This is a genomic window from Tunturiibacter gelidiferens (assembly GCF_051013345.1).
Taxonomy (GTDB): domain Bacteria; phylum Acidobacteriota; class Terriglobia; order Terriglobales; family Acidobacteriaceae; genus Edaphobacter; species Edaphobacter gelidiferens_A.
This window is the reverse complement of sequence record NZ_CP132939.1, coordinates 5458558-5473989: the sequence shown is the minus strand read 5'-3', so window position 1 is coordinate 5473989 and position 15432 is coordinate 5458558. Positions and strand designations below refer to the sequence as shown.

Annotated in this window: 19 protein-coding genes and 1 pseudogene; 4 read left to right on the top strand and 16 right to left on the bottom strand. The window is 55.8% G+C overall.

Features of this window, described 5'->3' with window-relative positions:
• Positions 1-30: 30 nt before the first annotated feature.
• On the bottom strand, positions 31-297 hold the full coding sequence (locus tag RBB80_RS27560) for a secondary thiamine-phosphate synthase enzyme YjbQ (protein ID WP_433965414.1): 267 nt from the start codon (positions 295-297) through the stop codon (positions 31-33).
• Between RBB80_RS27560 and RBB80_RS27555 the strand changes: the two are divergent.
• Positions 178-621: pseudogene (locus tag RBB80_RS27555) on the top strand (lectin-like domain-containing protein); the annotation flags it as partial. The gene RBB80_RS27560 and the pseudogene RBB80_RS27555 overlap by 120 nt on opposite strands.
• Here RBB80_RS27555 and RBB80_RS27550 read toward each other — a convergent pair.
• The 9 genes from RBB80_RS27550 to RBB80_RS27510 all read right to left on the bottom strand — a co-directional run bounded on the left by RBB80_RS27550 (position 532) and on the right by RBB80_RS27510 (position 8040).
• The gene (locus tag RBB80_RS27550) at positions 532-1227 is read right to left on the bottom strand and encodes an MgtC/SapB family protein (protein ID WP_433965413.1); all 696 of its coding nucleotides are present in this window, start codon (positions 1225-1227) and stop codon (positions 532-534) included. The pseudogene RBB80_RS27555 and the gene RBB80_RS27550 sit on opposite strands and share 90 nt — an antisense overlap.
• A gap of 54 nt (positions 1228-1281) precedes the next feature.
• Positions 1282-2142 (bottom strand): hypothetical protein, encoded by an 861-nt coding sequence (locus tag RBB80_RS27545; protein ID WP_433965412.1) that lies wholly within the window; start codon positions 2140-2142, stop codon positions 1282-1284.
• Between the two features lie 146 nt (positions 2143-2288).
• Positions 2289-2654 carry a cupin domain-containing protein gene (locus RBB80_RS27540; protein ID WP_433969909.1) on the bottom strand — a complete coding sequence of 122 codons (366 nt, stop codon included), beginning with the start codon at positions 2652-2654 and terminating at the stop codon, positions 2289-2291.
• A 14-nt stretch (positions 2655-2668) separates the two neighbouring features.
• Positions 2669-3148, bottom strand: a complete 480-nt coding sequence (locus RBB80_RS27535; RefSeq protein ID WP_433965411.1) for a carboxymuconolactone decarboxylase family protein — start codon at positions 3146-3148, stop codon at positions 2669-2671.
• 221 nt (positions 3149-3369) lie between these two features.
• Positions 3370-4494: an NAD(P)-dependent alcohol dehydrogenase gene (locus RBB80_RS27530; RefSeq protein WP_433965410.1), complete on the bottom strand. Its 1125-nt coding sequence runs from the start codon at positions 4492-4494 to the stop codon at positions 3370-3372.
• Between the two features lie 162 nt (positions 4495-4656).
• A complete protein-coding gene (locus tag RBB80_RS27525) occupies positions 4657-5571 on the bottom strand; it encodes an alpha/beta fold hydrolase (protein WP_433965409.1) in 915 nt (304 codons plus the stop codon).
• A gap of 160 nt (positions 5572-5731) precedes the next feature.
• Positions 5732-7186, bottom strand: coding sequence for an NAD-dependent succinate-semialdehyde dehydrogenase (locus RBB80_RS27520; protein ID WP_433965408.1), 1455 nt, complete (start codon positions 7184-7186; stop codon positions 5732-5734).
• A 30-nt stretch (positions 7187-7216) separates the two neighbouring features.
• Complete coding sequence (locus RBB80_RS27515; RefSeq protein WP_433965407.1) at positions 7217-7369, bottom strand: hypothetical protein; 153 nt, start codon at positions 7367-7369, stop codon at positions 7217-7219.
• Entirely contained in the window at positions 7366-8040 is a 675-nt protein-coding gene (locus tag RBB80_RS27510) for an alpha/beta hydrolase family protein (protein WP_433965406.1), read from the bottom strand. The genes RBB80_RS27515 and RBB80_RS27510 overlap by 4 nt, the downstream gene beginning before the upstream one ends.
• A 217-nt stretch (positions 8041-8257) precedes the next feature.
• Here RBB80_RS27510 and RBB80_RS27505 point away from each other — a divergent pair, with 217 nt between their 5' ends.
• Positions 8258-8875, top strand: coding sequence for an AraC family transcriptional regulator (locus RBB80_RS27505; protein WP_433965405.1), 618 nt, complete (start codon positions 8258-8260; stop codon positions 8873-8875).
• Positions 8860-9156 (top strand): helix-turn-helix domain-containing protein, encoded by a 297-nt coding sequence (locus tag RBB80_RS27500; protein ID WP_433969907.1) that lies wholly within the window; start codon positions 8860-8862, stop codon positions 9154-9156. The genes RBB80_RS27505 and RBB80_RS27500 overlap by 16 nt, the downstream gene beginning before the upstream one ends.
• A gap of 730 nt (positions 9157-9886) precedes the next feature.
• Here the strand turns inward: RBB80_RS27500 and RBB80_RS27495 are convergent.
• The 6 genes from RBB80_RS27495 to RBB80_RS27470 form a co-directional block, all read right to left on the bottom strand.
• Complete coding sequence (locus RBB80_RS27495) at positions 9887-11107, bottom strand: molybdopterin-dependent oxidoreductase (protein WP_433965404.1); 1221 nt, start codon at positions 11105-11107, stop codon at positions 9887-9889.
• 40 nt (positions 11108-11147) lie between these two features.
• Entirely contained in the window at positions 11148-11912 is a 765-nt protein-coding gene (locus RBB80_RS27490) for a cytochrome b/b6 domain-containing protein (protein WP_433965403.1), read from the bottom strand.
• 96 nt (positions 11913-12008) lie between these two features.
• Entirely contained in the window at positions 12009-12761 is a 753-nt protein-coding gene (locus tag RBB80_RS27485; RefSeq protein WP_433965402.1) for a hypothetical protein, read from the bottom strand.
• Between the two features lie 215 nt (positions 12762-12976).
• A complete protein-coding gene (locus tag RBB80_RS27480; protein WP_433965401.1) occupies positions 12977-13273 on the bottom strand; it encodes an antibiotic biosynthesis monooxygenase in 297 nt (98 codons plus the stop codon).
• 563 nt (positions 13274-13836) lie between these two features.
• On the bottom strand, positions 13837-14073 hold the full coding sequence (locus tag RBB80_RS27475) for a CGNR zinc finger domain-containing protein (RefSeq protein ID WP_433965400.1): 237 nt from the start codon (positions 14071-14073) through the stop codon (positions 13837-13839).
• The gene (locus tag RBB80_RS27470; RefSeq protein WP_433965399.1) at positions 14070-14420 is read right to left on the bottom strand and encodes an ABATE domain-containing protein; all 351 of its coding nucleotides are present in this window, start codon (positions 14418-14420) and stop codon (positions 14070-14072) included. Before RBB80_RS27470 ends, RBB80_RS27475 begins: the two co-directional genes overlap by 4 nt.
• A 283-nt stretch (positions 14421-14703) precedes the next feature.
• Here RBB80_RS27470 and RBB80_RS27465 point away from each other — a divergent pair, with 283 nt between their 5' ends.
• Complete coding sequence (locus RBB80_RS27465; RefSeq protein WP_433965398.1) at positions 14704-15432, top strand: SDR family NAD(P)-dependent oxidoreductase; 729 nt, start codon at positions 14704-14706, stop codon at positions 15430-15432.

Sequence of the window (15432 nt, the reverse complement as noted above, 5' to 3'; positions counted from 1 at the left end):
GGTTCATCAACAGATTTGCGAGAGACGCGCCTATTCCCCGATCAGGTGCAGCGCGATCTCTCGTCTATGAGGGCGTACTCGGTGCTCAAAAAGGTAAATGCCTTGCCAAGTGCCCAATACGAGCCTGCCATCTATAACCGGTATCGATAGCTGCACCTGAGTCAGTGCTGTCTTCAGATGCGCGGGCATGTCGTCGGGCCCTTCGGAGTCGTGATTATACGGCCCATCTTTACCTTTCATCTGCTCGATCCTGAGGGAGATGGCTTTACCTTGACCTTCCAAAACACGGGTCAGCATGCGCTTGGGGCTGACGGCGCGGGGTTGGGATATGAGAGCATTCTGAAGAGCGTCGCTGTGAAGTTCGACCTTTACAGCGATGCGGGTGAGGGATCAAATTCGACAGGTATCTTTACCGGTGGTGCGGCGCCAACCCTACCGGCTCTCGACTTGACAGCCAGCGGGATTGACTTACACAGCGGCCACTTGATGCATGCCTGGGTCGAGTACGACGGCACCGTGCTGGCCCTTACGCTAATGGACACCGTCACCCGAACGACAGCGACCCAAACCTTCCCGGTGAATATCCCAGCGGCTGTGGGAGGAAGCGAAGCCTGGGTAGGGTTTACAGCCGGAACTGGGAGACTCTCCGAGGTGCAAAGCATCCTCAGCTGGAACTATGAGTACTACGTGTGGGATATTTGCTGGACCGATCGCAATGAAGACGCGAAGAAGCCCTTCGACGAGTATGCAGACCTTGCAGTCAAGCTTCAACTCATAGAGTGTTTCAGCAGGAACAGCTTCGGGGAGGACGGGGTGAAGGCGATAGGCCAGTGGCCGAAGGACCATGTTGGTGAAGAGAACCGCGAACGCAAGCACAAGCGCCAGATGGAAAGAACCGAGCGCAGAGAGTGCGCCGATAGCGGCGGAACACCAGATCGTGGCAGCCGTATTGAGTCCACGCACGCTTGCGCCATCCTTGAAGATGACCCCTGCCCCGAGAAAGCCTACGCCAGAGACGACATAGGAGACGATCCGTCCACGCGCGGAAGGATCATTGTCGAGCAGCAGACCGCACATGACGAAAGCCGCAGCCCCTGCGGCAACGAGCGCATTGGTACGTGTGCCAGCCATGCGCTGCCGCCATTGCCTTTCCAAACCAACTGCAGCGCCCATTGCAATTGCGAGCAACAAGCGAATGGCGAACTGAAGTGTACTGATTCCGATCATGTTCTTCTCCGTGTCATGAAAGACGAGGGAGGCCGTTTAGCCTCCCTCATCCCACTAAAACTGGAACTTTGCTGCGATCTGACCGATACGCGGATCGGCTGCTTTGGTGACGAAACCAAAGGTGCTTCCCTGGTTGCCGATGTTCCCGTCAACCGAGTTGCCGCCATCGAACTGTGCGTGGTTGAAGACATTGAACATCTCCAAACGAAGCTCCAACGAACGCCCCTCGGTGAGCTTCGTCACCTTGTGGAGAGCCATGTCGAAGTTGTCGATGCCGGGGCCGTAGAAGTCGCGGCGTTTGGAATTACCCTGCGTTCCGAGTGCATTTGGGGTGAAGGCCAGATTGTTGAAGAACGGCTTGCCGTTCCGTGGGTTGCGATTGATCTTGTAGCCGGTGCCGTCGTAGTTCGGCATGTCGATGCTGGTCGCATTGACGCCGTTATTCTGCACCTGTACCAGATAGTTGTCACCGAAGCTCGCAAACGTCACCGGCACACCGGTAGCGAAACGAGTAATGCCGGAGAGCGCCCATCCGCTGACGAGCCGGTTCGGACGCCACAGGCGAACGATAGGCAGGTCATAGTTGTAGCTGACGACGAAGTTATGCTTCAGATCGAAGGCGGATATTCCATCCAACCGGTGATAGTCATACGGATCGACCTGCTCCTGGATGCTTGAGGTCTGATCGTAGGACTTGGAGTAGGTGTAGCTGGCGAGCAAGGAGAATGGCCCAGCGGTCCGCTTGAGGGTCAGTTCAAGCCCGTTATAGTGCGAGTTGCCCATGTTCTGGTAGTACGCATCGGTGCCGATCTGATTGGGGAAGGGTCCGCGCGTTCCATTGACCACTGTGCCATCCGCTCGCGCCAGTCTTAGAGCAAGCGCACTCAGATCAAGGAGTTTCCAGTTTCTGTCCATTCCGAGCTCCACATCCATCAAGGAGAGGCGTCCTTTCAAGCAACACTTGCCTCTAAGTGCCGCTGGCAAGTAGTTCATCGCGTCTCAGGCCTGACGCCGCGATGAACATTGAGAAGTTGCTAGTATTCTCGTTGGGTTGCGGACGTCTATTTAGCGGGGATAAGAGACGGAGCGCCCATATCCTTCACAAAGAAAACAAGGAACTTCGCGGGTTTCGTCTTACTGGCGTTGCGACCCACAACGTGTACGTCCTGTGGGCCCTCGTAGAAGGTCTGGCCGGGGACAAGCGTTACTTCCTTGCTACCTCTGACTTGCATCACAACCGACCCTTCGAGAACGTAGACGAAGACATGGGCATTGTGACGGTGGATCGCGTCCGTAGCACCTGGTGCGTAGTCGACCGTGATCATCAGGCCTTCCTTGCCAGGAATTCCTGTCAGGTCCTTCGACAGAAGCTGTGTTACCTTTGCTTCCTGAGCCACAAGTGTTCCGGTCAGAAGAATTGAAAACATGAGTATGCGTTTGATCACTTTGAGGTCTCCGCATTATGCATTGCTGGTTGGTAGGCTCCTGGTACCGATCGAAATGAGATACCGAGACGGTTCCAACCGTTGATAGTAATGACAGCCAGTGTGAGATTCACGAGTTCCTCATCCGAGAAACTCTGCTTCGCTAACTCATATATGTCATCCGGCACATGGCCCTCCGCAATCAGGGTCAGAGACTCGGTCCATGCCAGAGCCGCGCGCTCTCGTGCGGTGAAGAATGGTGTCTCGCGCCATGAGGTAAGCGCGTACAGACGCTGTTCCGTCTCACCCTCGTTACGGGCATCTTTGGTGTGGATATCAATACAGTAGGCACATCCATTGATCTGTGATGCGCGCACCTTCACGAGTTCGACAAGCGATAGTTCGAGTTTGGATGCTTTTCGAACAAACATCTCCAAACCGATCATGGCCGCGTAAGCCGCTGGAGATGCTTGCTGAGCATTAAGGCGTGCTTCCATAGTGCGTTCCTTTCTTTTTGTGCTCCCCGCTGGGAGCGATCTGTTAGTCGAGACAATGCAATTGAGACTATCCCGTGTTTTTGAATCGACTCCATTTCGCCGATCAGCCCTAGCGACTACATCGCGAGAGTGCATATCCCTATTGGTATTTGCCGCTATCCACTTTGCGCGTTATTATGCAGCGCGATTTGTGACCTGTGGCAGGGAGTTTCCTTCCCCGCTCACGCCGCTGATAGGCGAATGATGGGTTTGATTGTGTCCCCTTTTTCACTGTCGTGCGCAGCTTGATTGATTTGATCGAGGCTGTAAAACTTCATCAGTTTCTCGAACGGGAAGCGCCCCTGCGCGTTGAGTTCGATGAGCTGCGGGATAAAGATGTCGGGAACGCTCTCACCCTCAAGAATGCCGCGTATCCCCTTGCCTTGTATCATCAGGGTGTTCACGTCAAAGCTCACTTCTGTGCCTAGTGGCTCTGCTCCGACGATGCCGCAGGTGCCGAGAGATCCGAGTGCTTCTATGGCCTGATGCAACGCTCTGGGGTCCCCGGAGGCCTCTAGCGAATAATCGACTCCGCCACCAGTAATATCCCGGATCGCCTCAACTGGATTTGTCTGTTTGCTGTTAATAGCATGCGTCGCGCCTAGCTCCTTTGCCATTTCCAGACGCGATGGCACGATGTCTATGGCGACGATGGTTGTTGCTCCAACGGCCCGTGCTGCCATGATCGCTGAGCATCCAACTGCGCCCGCGCCGAAGGAAGCGAAACTTGTACCCGGTCTCACATTCAGAGCATTGATCACGGCCCCGGCTCCGGTCTGAATACCGCAGCCGAGCGGACCGAGGCGTTCGAGCGGTAGGTCACGGCTGACCTTGACCACGTTGCGTTCATTGGCGAGTGCATATGTCGCAAACGACGATTGCCCGAAAAAGTGATCGTGAACCTTCTCGCCATGGGCGTCGAGTGTAGCAGTGCTGCCGTCCAACCGCGCTCCACCGAAGGAGAGCGGGAACGTCTTCTCGCAATGTGCCATTCTTCCCAAGCGACAAGGCTTACAACGTCCGCATGTCAAGAACGTGAGCACCACGGAATCGCCGGGCGCGACTTTGACAACATCCGCTCCTACGCTCTCAACGATTCCTGAGCCTTCGTGGCCGAGCACGATTGGATGCGGTACGGGGTAGCCCTTGTCACGTGCAACCATATCTGTATGGCACAAGCCGGTGGCCACGACCCTGACCAATACTTCGTCTCGGCGCGGAGCTTCCAAAGTTAGTGTTTCGATGTTAAAAGGCCCGCCTTTTTCGCGCACGACTGCGGCCTTAATCTGTGTTGTGTTCTTGATCATTGAACTCTCCTCCTCGGTTGAGACTCCGTAGTAACGACCTACGCTACTTTTCACGCGACCGAGCACAGCACGCTGCGGACGATCTCGTCGCGTTCATGAATGATTGGGAGAAGACCCCATCAGGCGGGGTCTTCTCACGTGATTGGCAGCTCACAGTAAGCCCTATGACTTAAAGAATCCGAGAAGCTCTCGCACAACGGCCTCGGGTTGGTCCTCGGGGACATAGTGGCTACTGGAGTTGACCTTTGCGACACGCACGTCTGAAGCCTGTGTCGGAAGAAGCTCGCGCAGATAAGGGTAATTACGTTCACCGGCCAAGGCTAGAACTGGCGTTGCTATCTGGCCGTAGTGTTTGGCGTCAATGATGTCCTGTCCAAACGTCTGATACCAGCCGTTTCCAGCGCGGATCGCATCCGGCTGCGAGTACGCGGCGGCGTAGATCGCACGATCACGCTCCGAGATCGCAGCCGGATCTCGCAGTTGAGAATCGAAGAGCCAGTCGATCAGTAACCTGGACTTCCCAGCTAGCAGTTGTTGCGGAAGATCCGGCAGTTGATTGAAAGCGAACCACCAGAGATAGACCGGATGGATTGATTCCCCGGTTCCGCGGACCGCATGCCCGGGTGGAGGGAGCAGCGACATTGTGTAGAGACTCTCTTCGGGGTGCGCAACGTCGATCAGGCAGATTTTGAGCGTCGCATCTGGATAGTTAGCAGCGAAGCTGTAGGCGACCATTGCTCCGATATCGTGTCCGGCGATGTTGACCTGCTTGTACCCGAGCGCTTGGGTCAGCTCGTGAATATCCTTGGCCATGTTCTTCTTGTCGTAGCCCAAGCCCGGTTTGGCAGAACCTCCCATCCCGCGAAGATCAACCGCGATCACGCGGTGGCGCTTCGCCAATTCCGGCATGATCTTATGGAACTGCCACCAAGTCTGGGGCCAGCCCGGCAGCAGGAGCACGGGCGTGCCTTTGCCACCCTCGACATAGTGGATGCGGGTGCCGTTCACTTCGGCATAGCCGTTCCTGAAATCACCGGAAAGTGAAGCGGCCAGTGCTGCATCCGAAGTATCTGCCATGTTCTGTGATCCGCGTTCTGTACGGACTTGGCTGCTCATTTGTTGTCTCTCCTATTTAGCTTCGGACTTTGCCGAAGAAATTGCTTCTCGGCGCGTGACGACGGATCATTCACCAGGTCAACGTCGAGTGTGTCGGTTGGTATTCGGCGCGTACTGTTGTTCAGGCAGCCTGCCAGATCACTTTTGGGTTGGTAAGTTCCCGTGCGCCGGGAGCGCCGAGTTCGCGTCCATACCCTGAAGCCTTGAAGCCTCCGAACGGTGCGCGGGGATCGGTGCGGGTGAAGTCATTGATAAATACCATTCCAGACTCGATCTCGCCGGCAACCCGACGGGCCGTGATGAGGTCGCGGCTCCAGACCGCAGCGCTGAGACCGAACTCGGTGATATTGGCGAGGCGAATCGCCTCGTCCTCGGTCTTGAAGGGGAAAATCATAGCCACGGGACCAAAGAATTCTTCCTTGGCTATCGCCGCCTCGGGCGGCAGCCCCACAAGTACAGTCGGCGGGTAGAAATTGCCGGGGCCGGCGGGGATCTCGCCACCAGTGAGAATGTGTGCTCCAGCCTTTACCGCGTCGAGCACCTGGCGATGGAGGTTCTTGCGTGCACCGGAGGAGGCCAGGGGCCCGAGCTTGATGCCTTCCTTCATCGGGTCGCCCATTGGAAGCGCTTTGGATTGTTCGACAAACGCCTTGGTGAAGTCGTCAAACAGGGACTCCGCCACCAGGAAGCGCTTGGCGCAAATGCAACCCTCACTGTTGTTGAAGTAGCGCGACGCCACGCCGTTCTGCACAGCCTTCGCAAGATCGGCGTCCTCCAGAACGATGAATGGATCGGAACCGCCGAGTTCCAGCACCACTCTCTTGCCGACTCGGGCCGCTTCCTCCGCAACGGCGCGGCCGGCGCGGACGCTGCCGGTGACGGTGGCGGCGCGCACCCGCGGATCGGCGATGACGGCCGCACACGCCTCAACCTGGATTGCGAGGTTTACATAAAGTCCTTCGGGGCCACCGGCATCGCGCACCAGGGTCTCCAGCGCTTCGGCGCATCCTTGCACTGTTTCGGCGTGCTTGATGATGGCGGTATTGCCGACAAGTGCTGTGGTGTTGAAGAAGCGCAGCACCTGCCAGAAGGGTACGTTCCACGGCTGAACGGAGAAGATCGGCCCTACCGATTCATAGACGATCTGTGCCGGTATGCCGGGGATGGGCTGTGGCTTGAGATAAGCCTCCCCTGTTTCGGCGAGGTGCCGGGCGTCCCACGCGCATTTCTTGATCTCGAAAATGGAGTCCGCCAGCGGCTTGCCCATCTCGGCGGTGATTAGGCGGCCATAGGTCTCGGCCCGCTCCTCCAGCAGCTCGGCGAGCCGAGTGAGGAAGGCGATTCGCTCCTGCAGTGGGGTGCGGGACCAATGCCGCCAGCCGTCCCAAGCGCGCTGCAAGCGTACCTCGATCTCTGCTTTGTTGTGCTCCGGATAAGTGCCAATCAGTTCACCCGTCGCCGGATTATGTGATTCGAAGTTCATTGAATCCTCCCTGCCACTTTCTGTGGCGTATTCAGTTTCGTTTGCATGTTTAGCAACAATTACGGCCCTTACTCTGCCGATGGAATCTTTCACCGGTCACCACCTTGCGCGAGATCAGATCGCTCATGGTTCCAGCGGTACTGAGTCCCAACTCTGAAATTTATGTGTCATGGCGTTTCCTTTGACTAGTTCGAGCACCGCCTCTTTGACCACCGGCCATGCGCTCGATCGCGGATCGATCAGCTCGAAGTGTCCTGCGCCCGCCACTTCGATCAATTTCGAATCGTCCCCGCTTTTTTCGCGGCGGCGACATACCGGCGGCTGATCTCCAACGGCACTGTGTCGTCGTTGGCGCCGTGCAGAACGCGTTGCGCGATACCCAGCGGCACCAGTTCTATCGGCGATGCGGACCGGTAGCGGTCCGGCAAATCCTGCGGGGACCCGCCCAACAAATCCGCCACCACCGTGTTGTTCAGCTTCAGCTCCCACGCACGGCGCAAATCCGCCACCGGAGCGAGCGCCACTATGCCCCTCAGCACAATCGCGTTCTGTTTCGCCAGCCAAAGCACCAGGTGTCCTCCCGCTGAATGCCCGATCGCCACCACGTATTTCAGATCGAGTGATCGCTCCGCCGCGATCTTTTCCAAATGCGCCGCGCCCATTCGCACATCATCGAGCGTCCCCGGCCATCCTCCATCTGGATTTCCAATGCGCCGGTATTCCAAGCTCCACGTCGCCAGTCCCAGCCGGGTTACCGCCTCGCACAGATGCCTGGTTTCCGTCAAGTCGTAACGCGCGCGCCAGAAGCCGCCATGGATCACGATGGCCACTGGATGCGGACCGCTCCCCGACGGCACGCGCAGCTCGCCGAACTGAAATTCGCCACGACTGTATGCGATTCGCGTGGCCGGCAGCGCAGGCGGCACATCCAGGATGCTAGTGAGCATGTGAGTCAACTCCTTTTGAGATCCGAGAGCATAATTGAGTCGTCGGTTTCGAGAAGGTACGTAACGTCTCTCTCAGCACCCGAATCGGTGTGTACGTTTATATTGATGTGTTAGAGCATTTGTCAGTGCTGACATATTTCCCTTAAAATCTGCCAATAACTTCCATGCGGGCATCAACCTCTCGTCGAATCGTTTTCACCGCCTACGACGGGTCTCGTTGCTGGATCTCTCTGGTCCGCTGGGAGCATTCCGCGTCGCGGCTGATTTCGCGCTTAAAGAACGGCGCACAACCTACGAATGCATCGTCGTGTCGGCACGTGGCGGGCGCGTCACGACTGCAGATGGCGTTGAACTGCATACAAAATCAGTGCGCAGCGTCTCCGGCCAGACCATCGATACGTTAGTTGTCCCTGGCGCATTTCTGGTGGAGGATGTCACTCGCGATCGCGCTCTTATTCAATGGCTCAGGAAAACTGCACCCGCCTCCAGGCGGATCTGCTCGGTCTGTGTGGGGAGTTTCTTGTTGGCTGCCGCAGGAATCCTCGATGGCCGCCGGGCGGCGACGCACTGGATGCATGCGCCACTGCTGGCCAGTCGTCACCCTAACGTGACCGTAGAGCCCGATGCCATCTACGTTCACGATCGCAAGGTGTGGAGTTCTGCGGGTGTTACTTCCGGCATTGATCTGGCGTTGGCTCTGATTGAGCAGGACGCGGGACGCGAGGTCGCGATCAAGGTGGCACGGATTCTTGTGGTTTATCTCAAGCGTGCGGGCGGCCAGTCTCTGACTCAGACCGGTTCAACGAGCTTGAACAATGGATCGCAGAACACCTGAGAAGCGATCTTCGCGTTGAGGCGCTGGCTGATCGCTTACACATGAGTCCGCGCCACTTCGCGCGAGTTTACGTGCAGACGCGTAGCCGAACGCCAGCGAAAGCCATAGAGGCAATTCGCTTGGATGCAGCACGTCGGCGGCTTGAGGAGACAACAGACCGTATCGAAACAATTGCCGAAGATTGCGGCTTCAGCGGCGAAGAGCAAATGCGCTTGGCTTTCGTTAGAAGCTTGGGCATTCCTCCGCGCGAGTACCGAAAGCGTTTCGCGTCGGCCTCCTGACAGGGGACGCATCGAGGATATTTACGATAAAGTCTGTATCGTCGGCTACGGGCCCGTGCCCGATTCATCATCTACCGAGGCAGAGATAAATTGTCGTGAAGGACGCTTAGATTGAGAAGGCAAAGGGAAATGGAGGGACTGGTGCTGGAGACTCATATTGCAAATTCGTATGTAACGACTGGAGAGGACGAGGAATATCGGGTACAGGTTCGGGTACAGACGTCAGTTCGCACTAATTTCGCCAAGTTACGCTAAATTACAGGTGGGAGTGGGTTTAGCTGGTTCGCTAATTACGCTCGATTACGCTTATTTATCATAGACTTACGGTATTCTCGGGAAACTCAAAATCCGTCGGAAGCAATTCCATGGGGGTTCGATTCCCCCTCCCGGCACCATCTAAAATATCCTCTATGTAATCAGAGTCTTGCCGCGTTCGTTAGCATGCTGTTTTTTGGGGTGTCTCGGACCGGCCCCGCACTAAGGTACGAGTTCAGGTACAGTGCGCATCCACTGTCGTTTCAATACCTTGTCTCCGCTTGGGGCGGACTTTATTCCTGCTGATTATCCTTATTTACGCTAGATTACGGAATGCGCAGCGGACTTGGTGACGCAAGGCAGTCTTAAGTCAAAGGGGTTCGTTTCTCTCGATTGGGATGGCACGCATCATTCACTCCTCAGAGTCTGGCACTCTCAAAGGGCGGCGATTCAAACTCCTTCAATTCAAACTCCTTCAAATTCCGTCGTAGGAGGAATATCCATATTGAGTCCAGTAATCTTTTGGCTCTTCGGCGGAATAGGTGATCCGCGTAATTGCCTTCACATTCTTCAAACCAAGTTTTACCGGCACCAAGAGACGGAGTGGGGCCCCATGTTCCACCATGAGGGGCTGCCCGTTGTGGTGTGTGACAAGCAGCGTCTGCGGATGGCGTGCCGTTGTCAAGTCAATCGAGACAAAGTAGGGGTCGAGATTTCCCGAGTTGTCGAGGTTGACCGACGACTCTACGCGAGCCCATTTCGCCTGCGATATCGGTGGGTAGGCATGAAGCAGATCATCAAACCTCAAACCAGCCCACCAGGCGACTGCACTCCAGCCTTCGACGCAAACAAACCGAGTAATTTGCTCATGGATCGGGAAGCGATTCATGAGCTTCCGAATATCGAGACGGACGCTCAAACCAGAATCGAGTCCCTCCAAAGTTACATTCCATCCCGATATATAACTAGGGTCGGGGGTGGCTCCGTTGTAGTTGTTCTTGATGGGAGTGATCTGAGATTTTGGGTAGGTGGGCACCGTACGATTCTGCGAGTAGAGTGCTTCAGCCACATCATCGTCGATACGCACTGCTTTGTTGAGTAGCCATTCCTTCCCGCGAGGATTGATCTTTCGTCGCACACCCAAACGGCCGAGCGTAGCTTGTGGGAGGAGAAGTCCAGCGCCTGCCACCGCTACTACCGCTCCTGCTCCAAATAACAGAAGGTCGCGACGGGTTCGATAGCGCAGAACCAAGGGAGCCGTTTCAACTATTGGGAGAGGCTGCTCTCCCAAAAAGCTTTGCGGCTTTTTCGGGGAGACAGACTTCACCGCAGCAGATGAAGCGGCTTCGTCCATTCGCCGCTCGTGATCCACCGATAACGAGGGCAATTCAACTGCATCGGCTGGTTGTTCTATCGTCTCAACGGCCTCAGGTTTCTGAATGGCCTCTGGAGCCGAAGGAGGCGTATTTTCAGGGCCGGACTCTGCCATCTCCTGTTTCGCTGGGACAGATGAAGCCGCTTCATCTGTTTGCAGTGTGTGCCCCACCCGTGACGAGAGCGACCCATCCGCTTTGGCGGGTTGTTCGATGGATTCCACAGCGTGGCGAGTTTCAGCGGCTTCTGGGTCGGTGGGATTTGAATCCTCAGAGCCAGCCGCCTGTAGCCTCGTTGCCTCATGGTTCCGTCCGGTATCCATCGAGGGAATATCTTCCGTGCTTCGTGTATGGCCTTCCTCTTCATTGATCACTTGCTCTGACCTCCGACCGGGCTACCTTGGTTGACCAACCTACGATCATGGCGCGAGGCGTATCCCACCCGTCGGCGAGAACCAGAATCACATGCGGCACAACAAAGAAAAGGAAGAGCCACATAAGCCAAAAATGCCAGACGCGCGCCACCTCAAAGCCTCCAAACAGCGCTGCCAGCCAATGGAGCTGCATCGGTTTATGGATCGCCCAGCCCGTGGCAACCGAAAGAAACCCGGCGACCGGAATAGAAAAATATGCTGCACGCTGGAGCGCGTTGTACTTTGTGCTGAATTCCGGATGTGGCCAAGCGCGGCGCGCCAGTCTTGCGAAGGGAACGCCGAGGTAGTATCGAAACATTTTGAGCGCCTCAAACAGGTCGGTCGTTCGAGGAAGCAGAGAGCGCCAACCCTTTCCCATGACTAACCCTGCAACGTAGACCATGCCATTCAACATGAATAGGTAAGCGCACAACCAATGAATCCGCAGGGCCGGCGCCAACATGCCCGGCCCTAGACTCACGTGGTTGTAAATCCAGTCGGGCGGACTGGCGTAATGGTGCAAACCGGGCACATGACCGCACATCCAGATTCCAATATCGGCGCCGACATCAAAATTTCCCGTAACCGGATCGGGCTTGTGTCGATAAATGGGCGAGGCCCAGTAAATTGAGATGCCGCTCAGAATAAGACCAAGAAGGAGCAGCACGTTCAACCAGTGACTACAGCGGACCAGGATATGGTGTCGTTTAACCACGAGCACGCCTGGCTGGACCAGTAACGTGCTCGTCGAGTTTGGTTCAAGATGAAGAGGTATTGATGGACTCACGGGCTGAGACCTCAACTGCGTGGTCTAGTGGGACGCCGCCGGAATGAAGATAAATATCTTATCCGTCACGAGTGATCCGTTCGGAAGTTTCTGAGTCGCCGCGTAGACGACATCGCCGTCTACCAAAGTGACTTTTTCAGGTACGACTTCTGTGACTGGGACATTAGGCGGCACGGAGATCGTCTGAGAGCCGTCCTGGTAGCGAACCACAAGCGTGGTGGCGCTGCCCGTCTGCACTGTTCCGTTCGTCATACGGGAGTGCGATGCGGAAGGGCTGGAGACGGAGCCGTTGGTCATTCTGCTATGAGTGGTTGCACCTGGGGGGTCTGTCAGAACACTACCTTCTGCAGCTCTACTCAGCTCCGCGGGAAATATGAGGATCTGCTTTGCCATTTGCTTTCCGTCCGTCTGCTCAGCCGACGCAACACCGACATAAGACGCGGGCGTGACATGACTCAAATCGGAAGGTATCTGCTTATAGGTTGTGAGGGGCTGCTTCACATCGATGTGGACCGCGCCTGAACTTGTCATAACATCGAGCGAGCTACCCGTAAATGACTGGAGCTTTCCTATCACACCGGAAATCGGAGGGGCGGCTTTCGCCTGAGCCCAGACTGTGTGTGGCGTTGCCAGCGCGGCCAGCAAAGCGACATAGACGAGATGCTGTAGCGGATGTTGATTCATGGTTTTGACACTCATTGACCCAGAGTATCCGTGTGCATTGGAGGGGAGCGTGACGCTGCCCGGCTTTTCATTGCCAACCGTGATGCATGACATTTCATATCTCCTTGTTGTTCCGGCAATGAAGCATCAGTTGATCCTGGCCGGTGGTTTGACGTCGTTGAGTCTCGCGGCATTCACCGCGCGAATTCGTGGGGGTTCTCAGCGAAATCACGCAGAGGCCAAGAACGATTCGTCCAGGTCTTTTACGTGGCAGGCATGAATACCGTAATCAAACGGACTTGCGCTTCGAATTGCTCCCACCTAGTTCTTCAAAGGTGTGCTTGTAAGGATCTCCACCTTTTCGACCTGCGGGGAGTCGCGAACAATTCGTTCGCGCGCGCTCCCAACGCCTTCGCAATCTCACCAGTCAGGTGGGCATTGCGGCCCGCTTCATTTGCAAAGGTGTCGAAGATGCCGAACTTTCCCGGCCCGATCTTGATCGCATACCATTTCAAGGTCGCTTTTTCATTCAGCGCGAGTGGCTGAGCTGACTTCAGAAATGCCTCGGCATCAGCCTCCTTGCCTGAGCGCGCTTCGAACGTGACTAACAATCCAATTGCTTCCATTGAGTTACCCTCCTGTGTTGAGTTATTCTCGACCGATTGGAATCGACCTCTGCTCACAACTGTGAGTAAACTGCACATCGCATACGGAGTTGTGCGGGTTTCTGCTCGGATGGTCGGAATCTTGCTACATTCATGTCCCCTGAGACAGAACCCCACCGACTTATAACTAGGTTCGGAGGCTTTGGTGCAGGAATTTTTATGTAGCTTTCGGGGAGGCGATCTCTCCGGTCCGTTGAATGCACTTACTGACGATGTGGCCTGGTATTCGGACGCGTGACCGTTCGCCTCAACAAGCGAGCACAGGCATTCAGGTGAACTGAGCCGCTAGATGGTTCCTGCATTAGTAAGCGGAAGTGCAGCTCCCCGTGCCACTCTTCCGAGTAAACCCGTCATTTGGGAGCAATTCGACGATGAGTCGAAGATCGATGAGTCGCTCACGGTACCGCACCCGACGGCTGTAGAAAGGGTCCAGTACGGTGAGTTGATTGTGCTCGATGCCAACGCAACTAGTATGTGCCCTGTGGGCGAATGCGTCCGGCATCTAACGGATCAATATGAAGTAATCAAATTTGGCTCGCTCTCGCTCGAAACGCGGCTACTTTGGCGCGATTTCCGCAACCTGTCGACGTGCACCATCTTCTGCGGTGGCCTTTCGTACGGTCATAGAACCACATGACACAATCGTGGCCTTCGCAATGTCGGACGAGATCGAAATCACCATCCGCAAGTAGGTCTGCGACTGCTTCCGCGACCGGAGCCAGGAATGCCTCAACCGTCTCTTTGCCGTAGACACGAGTCACACGAATGTTCCTCGCGTCGTATGTCGTAAGCGCTGCATGACTCGGAGCGTCCGCCAGGAATCTGTTGAGCGCGACCAGCGAAGGTTTTTCCCGGACTTTCGATCCTGAACGGCCGCGAGCGCAATCTCGCGAAGCTCTCTTGCCCCTTTTAGGAGTACGCCGTCGCCGAAAGGAAGTGACCCTTTCGCGACGGGGACTTCGAGCCTCCTGAGCCAGGTTTTCACGTCGCTGTCGCTCTGCAGTGTGTCTGTCAGTTGCCCCTCGACCATCCGACGAGTGTTGATGAAGTTGATCGCCAGATCGTCGCCCACAAAGTCGAGATGGTTCTCGTTCGTCGTGTCTTTCATGACCTCTCCGTAACCGCAGAACTCGCGTTTACACGTTACTTAGATTCTCTTGTATGTCCCCACGATTCAATCTGTCGCTTTGAGAAATGCCTGCGTTCCGCCTGGGAGAACTCTCAAGGGCGACGATGTCATTTGCAGATGTGCGTAACGTTTTATTAATCGTTTATCTAGTTACAAGAATCTACTTTGATGTAACGGAGACGAAGCAACGCGCGTTACGTGGCAAGACTCGCAGATCGGATTTGATGCGCAGTCATCCGAACAGAAACAAAAGGAGCGATATATGGCAAGCAATCAAAAGACGGTAATCGTGACGGGCGCCTCTCAAGGAATCGGCGCTGCAGTAGTCAGGGCATTCCTTGAACGTGGCTATAACGTAGTGGGCACCTCTCGCAGTGCGACAAAGTCGGCTGAGTTGAAGGCGTCCGACAAGCTTGTGTTGGTGGACGGAGACATCGGCCAGGCGGCTACTGCACAGAAAGTGGTCGATGCCGCTGTTCAGAAGTTTGGCTCGATTGATGTCGTTGTCAACAACGCCGGCATCTTCTCAGTGAAGCCCTTCACTGAGTACAGCGCTGATGATTTCCGTGCCCTCGTATCGACGAATCTCGAAGGCTATATCTACATCACCCAGCTTGCGGTCAAGCAGATGCTCGCTCAGAAGTCGGGCGGAAGCGTTGTGGGCATTACGTCATCGCTGGTTGAAAATCCCAACGGTGGCTTGCCGGTGTCCCTGCCGATGATTACGAAGGGCGGTCTCGAGGCCATCACACGTAGCCTGGCCTCTGAGTACGCAAAGGAGCACATCCGCTTCAATACGGTCGCGCCTGGCGTTGTTGACACTCCTCTTCACAAAGACAACCCAAAGGACTTCCTCAAGACCTTGTCGCCGATGGGCACGATCTCCACTTCGGAGGACATTGCAAGCGCGGTGGTCTATCTCACTGAATCGCGCCAGATCACTGGGGAGGTGCTGCACGTGGACGGCGGTCAGCACAACGGCAAATGGTAA